The following is a 5,855-nucleotide window of genomic DNA, read 5'->3' as shown; positions in this document are numbered from 1 at the left end:
AGATAGTCCTGATCGGCGAGCGCCTCGACGCCGGCGATCTGCGCCATGCGGCTGACGCCGTAATGGTTGCGGATCTTCTCGAAGTCGCGGATCACCTGGGCCTCGGCGATCGCATAGCCGCAGCGTATGCCCGCCAGCCCGTACGCCTTGGAGAAGGTTCGCATGCGGATGACGTTTGGCCTGGAGATATCGATCGGCGGCAGCGCCGAGGCCGGCCCGAGTTCGCCGTAGGCCTCGTCGAGCACCAGCATGGTGGTTTCCGGCAGCGCCTCGATGAAGCGGATGATCTCGCTCGCCTCCCACCAACTGCCCATCGGATTGTCGGGGTTGGAGAGATAGACCAGCGGGGCCTTGTCCCTGCGCACCGCCGCCAGCAGGCCATCCAGGCTTTCCCGGTCGTTCTCGTAAGGGACCGTCACCAGTCGTCCGCCGACACCGGCGATGTGGAAGTTGAAGGTCGGATAAGCGCCGAGCGATGTGACCACAGCATCGCCGGGTGCCACATACATGCGTGCCACCAGAGCGAGCAGGCCATCTATGCCTTCGCCGATAACGACGTTCTCTGCTTTTACGCCGTGATGCGCGGCCGCCGCCACCTTCAGATCGTGATTGTCGGGATCGCAATACATCCACATGTCGCCGGCGATCTCGGCCATGCGGGCGATGACGCGCGGCGAGGGACCAAAGCTGCTCTCGTTGGCGCCGATGCGGGCGCGAAAAGCGCGGCCACGCTCGCGCTCCTGCGCTTCGGGGCCGACAAACGGCACCGTCGAGGGAAGCGCTGCGATGAGCGGCATGAGGGGAGGGCGCTGATGCATGATGGAAGCTCGCTTGAAAGGGCCTTCTTGCTAGCGCGCCGGATGGGTCGGTGCAAGTTGCCGCTGGGCAGATCCGTAACGCTGGATTCTTTCGGCCGCTTTTGCTAGCGAGACACATGAACAATCGTCTCCCGCCTGCTTGGTCAAAGCACATCAAGCCCGGACCCGCGCCGAAAGCGAAAGGGCCGATACTTAAGCCGACAGTGAGCCAAGGAAACGCTCAATTGAGAGCGCAGGCCGACGAAGCGCTGCTGAACCAGGCCTATGCCCTTCAGCAGGCCCAGCGGCTCGACGAGGCTCAGGACCTGTGCCTTCGGGTGCTGGCGCGCACGCCAAACCATCCGCTCGCTCTGTACATCCTGGGGACCCTATACCAGCGTTACGATGACGAGATGGCCTTGCGATATTTCGCGCGGGCGGTCGGCGAGGAACCTAAAAACCCCTACTACCATCTCAGCCTGGGCGAGGCCTATGCGAAGGTCAGCGAATATTCGCCAGCCATCAGGCATATGCTGTATGCTTTGGAACTGCAGCCCGGCCTTATCGAGGTGCTTTGTGCCCTGGGGCACGCCTACACCAAGTTTGACAAACCCGGCATGGCTTTGCCGCTCTACGAGAAGGCGCTCAAGATCAACCGCGATCATCCCAAAGTGCGGGCGGGGCTGGCCAGTGCGCTCAGCGGCCTGGGGCGCATGGATGAGGCCGCCGCCTGTCTGAAAGAAGCAATCCGACGTCGCATCGACGTGCCGACTGCCTACAACGACCTTGTGCAGACGAAAAAATTCACCGAAGAGCCGGAGGAACTCCAATCCATCCTGCGTGAACTCGGCAATCCCAAACTTGATCCGGACGGTGCTTACAGACTCCATCATGCTGCCGGCAAGGTGCTGAACGATCTCAAGCGCTACAGTGAGGCATTCGACCATTTCAACAGGGCGAAACGGGCCTCCGGCTACATCTTCGATATCGATCTGTATCGCCGCTGGATCGACTCCCTTATTGAAACCTTCACGCCGGACTTTCTGGCGGCCAGGGCCGGCTATGGAAATCCTTCCGAAATGCCTGTGTTCGTGGTTGGCATGCCGCGATCGGGCACAACGCTCACGGAACAGATCTGCGCCAGCCATCCCGATGTTCATGGGGCAGGCGAGCTCAACAAATTAAGGCGGGTCGCCAATGCAATCGGCCTTAAAACCTCATCGGCCGGAGATTTGAGCCGGCCGGTCATGTCTATCACACAAGACCTGTCCAGAACACTGGCGGAAGAGCATCTGTCCTACCTTAGGGAGTGGGCGCCTGCCGCGCTTCGCGTGGTGGACAAGATGCCGCACAATTTTGAAATGATCGGCCTCATCGGCCTGCTCTTTCCCAACGCGCGCATCATTCATTGCCGCCGTGACGCCATCGATAATTGCGTCTCTTGCTTTGTCCAGAGCTTCAACAAAGGACACAGCTACAATACCGACTTGCGGATACTGGGCCTGTATTATCGCGAGTATGACCGACTGATGCGCCATTGGAACGAGGTTTTTCCAGGCCTTATCTTCGAAAATCGCTACGAAACGCTGGTCGAGGATCAGGAAGCGCAGTCGCGCCGCCTGATAGATTATCTCGGGCTGCCTTGGGATGATGCCTGTCTCCGCTTTTTCGACAGGGACGGTTCGGTCAACACGCCCAGCCGCTGGCAGGTCCGCCAACCGATCTACAAATCGTCCGTCAAGCGCTGGAAGAATTATGAAGGCGAGATCCAGCCACTCATCGATGCTTTGGGCGACTTGGCGGACGCGTAATTCAAACGAGTCTGGCGTGCCTCTCATGCGCGCACGCCTCCTCGATTTTGGTTGGCACTGCTGAGCTGAAGAAGCGCAGGGATGCGCGTGATTCCGCCCCCGATGGTCCCAAACGCAGTCGCTCGGTTGGTCGATTATTTTCTACGGGTCGACCCTCGAAGCGCTTGGTCGCCAACGCGCCGGCCGCAGTGTCCGAAGCTGCCTATGAGGCCAGATCTGGTGGATTCAACTGGTTTTTTTTGGTAGCTAGGGACCATGAACAGCCGCCTGCCGCCCGCTTGGTCCAAACACCTGAAAACTCGGTCCGGACCGCAAATCCCGCAGTCGAAAATCGTGCAGCCCAGGGCGGCCTCTCTGTCGCACGTCCAAGCCGACGACGCACTGCTCAGGCAGGCCTTCAACCTTCAGCAGGCAGATCGGTTGGCGGAGGCAGAGGCGCTATGTCAGCGCGTTTTGGCGCGCAATCCCCGACATCCTCTTGCTTTGTATTTGTTGGGCACCTTTGCGCTCGATCTGGATGACGAGATGGCCATTCGCTGTTTTGAGAGGGCCGTGAGGGAAGCACCTCAAAATCCGCACTATCACCTGACGCTGGGTGAAACCTATTTGAAGGTCGGCGAACATTCCGATGCGATCCGCCATCTTGAGGTTGCCTGCCAGCTGAAAGGCGACTGGGTTGAAGCGCTTTGCGCACTTGGGCGCGCCTACACCGAATTCGGCAAGGCCGATCTTGCGGTGCCGCTTTATGAGAAAGCGCTTGAAATCGACAGCGGCCGTTCCGCCATTCGAATGGGACTGGCCAATGCGCTTGTAAGCCTGGGCCGGATGGACGAGGCGGCGGGATATATGAAGGAGGCGATCAGTCACCGTCAGGATATCGCGGCCGCCTACAACGGCCTGGCCAGCATCCGAAAATTCTCTGAAGAGCCGGCGGAATTGAAATCCATTCTGACCGAGTTGAAAAATCCGGGACTCGACAGGAAAAGCATACAGCAGTTCCACCATGCGGCCGGGAAGATACTGAACGATATCAGGCGCTACGACGACGCGATCGGCCATTTCCGCCAGGCAAAGGAACTTTCAACCCGCCGCTTCGGTATGGAGTCCTATCGGCGCAGCGTCGATTTCATGATAGAACTGTTCGATCCCCGGATGCTGGCCGCCAAGGCAGGTCATGGAAGCACATCGGACGTGCCTGTTTTCGTGCTTGGCATGCCGCGTTCCGGCACCACTTTGACCGAGCAGATCCTTGCTAGCCATCCCGACGTCCATGGAGCCGGTGAGCTGACAAAGGTTCGGCGCATCACCAACAGGCTGGCGCCGAAAACACGCTCGCCGGAGGAATTCCGAAAATCCGTCCTGGATATGACAGTTGATCAGTCGAAGTCCCTGGCCGATGAATATCTCACCCATATCAGGCAACGATCGCCCGACGCGCCGCGGATAGTGGACAAGCTGCCGCATAATTTTGAGCTTATCGGCCTTATAAGGATCTTGTTCCCCAAGGCACAAATCATTCACTGCCGTCGCGATGCCATCGACAATTGCATCTCGTGCTATTTCCTGAGTTTCAACGAGGACAATATCTACAACGCCGATCTCCATACACTCGGACTATATTATCGCGAGTACGACCGGCTTATGCGGCATTGGGACAAGGTGTTTCCAGGGCAAATCCTGCAGAACCGCTATGAGGACATGGTCTCTGACCAGGAAGGCCAATCGCGCCGCCTGATCGACCATCTGGGACTGCCCTGGGACGACGCCTGCCTGCGATTCTTTGACAAGGGCGGCGCGGTGAACACGTTCAGCCGCTGGCAGGTTCGACAACCGATCTACAGCTCGTCCGTCAGTCGCTGGAAGAATTATGGCAGCGCAATCCAACCGCTGATCGATGGCTTGGGCGATTTGGCTGGGAATTGATCCAGCCGTGAAAGCTCCGGCGCTGCCGGACTGGCGAATAGACCCGATTGCCGTAGCTGTCAGGGCTCGGCTTCGTCGGATGGCTTGTCGCTCGCAAACCTTCAGGAAGTGCAGGGGCTCGGTCTCGGGCAGCGTCGCCGCATCTTTGGCAAGCCAATGAAAAACCGGCATGAAAAAACCCGGCGGTTGCCCGCCGGGTTTCGATTTCGAAGGCGAAATTGATTAGAAATCGCGCTGGAAGCGGAGGAGACCGCCGACATTGTTCTTCTTGGTTGCCGCGACCCAGACGGAGTCGTTGTCGATGGCGCCCTGGCCGACGCGCTGCCAGTCGACTTCGGCCGTGACCGTGAGGCCAGGAACAACGGTGTAGGCGACGTTCGCCGCGACGCCGATATCCTTCCAGTCGTCATATGACGCCTGGAGGTTGAACGAGGTCTTTTCGTTGAACTTGTAGGTGCCACCGCCCCACAGAGCCCAGTTACCGCCCCACTGCTTGTAAAAGCCGCGGCCGAGCGCGTCGATGTTGTTGGTATGGTCGTTGAGGTTATCGTCGGTGCCGTAGCCGGCCATCAAGAACAGCGACAGTTCGTTGGTGGCGTTCACGTCCAAGCGAACCTTGCCGGCGACTTCCTCGTAGTTGCTGTCATACGACACAACACCGGTGATGGCGCCCCAGCCTTGCGTGTACTTCAGACCGCCGACGACATGCGGAACATAGCTGTCGATGGTGCCAACCTCACCCGAACCTTCTTCGAGCGAAACCACGGCCGACAGGCCATTGCCGGCATCGAAGTAGTACTGAATGACGTTGGTCTGGAAATTGCCGTACGGGACGATCGTGTCGTTGATGACGTTGCCGGCATAGCCGATAAACGTATCAAAGGCCGATTCGTCAGCGCCGACGCGCAGGCCGCCGAGCTGGATCCAGGCGAATTCCAGAGCGCTGCTCTTGTTGCGGGCCTGCCAGCCGTCGCCATTACGGTTGGGGTTCGTAGTGCCGCCGGGCCCCGAGTTATCGCCAAAGTCGCCGTAGTTGTTGCCGAAATTGATGCGGTATTCGGTGTAGGTCTTCAACGTGCCGAGTTCGGTTTCCTGGCCGGTCCAGGTCTTCAGCGTGAAGCGGGTGTTCTTCCAGTAGGTCGAGTTGTCGTCGCCGTGCTGGTGATCCGTAACGTGGTTGACGCCATCGAACGAGCCGCCGTCACCCACGCCGACATCATAGCGGACATAGCCGCCGATGCGCAGGCAGGTCTCGGTGCCGGGGATGTAGAAGTAGCCAGCGCCGTAGACGTCGCAAATCTTGACGTATTCAGCGGGTTCCGGC

Annotated in this window: 4 protein-coding genes; 2 read left to right on the top strand and 2 right to left on the bottom strand. The window is 59.1% G+C overall.

Annotated elements, in window-relative coordinates; translation table 11 throughout:
• The coding region (locus EN949_RS32270; RefSeq protein ID WP_127371901.1) for an aminotransferase class I/II-fold pyridoxal phosphate-dependent enzyme at positions 1-818 on the bottom strand (818 nt) is incomplete at its 3' end.
• Between the two features lie 116 nt (positions 819-934).
• On the opposite strand from EN949_RS32270, the gene EN949_RS32265 reads away from it, so the two are divergent.
• The gene (locus EN949_RS32265; protein ID WP_127367464.1) at positions 935-2,608 is read left to right on the top strand and encodes a sulfotransferase; all 1,674 of its coding nucleotides are present in this window, start codon (positions 935-937) and stop codon (positions 2,606-2,608) included.
• Between the two features lie 255 nt (positions 2,609-2,863).
• Complete coding sequence (locus EN949_RS32260) at positions 2,864-4,531, top strand: sulfotransferase (RefSeq protein ID WP_127371900.1); 1,668 nt, start codon at positions 2,864-2,866, stop codon at positions 4,529-4,531.
• Between the two features lie 222 nt (positions 4,532-4,753).
• Here the strand turns inward: EN949_RS32260 and EN949_RS32255 are convergent.
• A partial coding sequence (locus tag EN949_RS32255; RefSeq protein ID WP_164782609.1) for a porin occupies positions 4,754-5,855 on the bottom strand: 1,102 nt, incomplete at its 5' end.

Origin of the sequence: Mesorhizobium sp. M7A.F.Ca.US.007.01.2.1, from assembly GCF_003998165.1 — a bacterium.
Classification (GTDB): Bacteria; Pseudomonadota; Alphaproteobacteria; order Rhizobiales; family Rhizobiaceae; genus Mesorhizobium; species Mesorhizobium ciceri.
The sequence above is the reverse complement of the archived record's forward strand: the minus strand, read 5'-3'. Positions and strand labels throughout refer to the sequence as shown.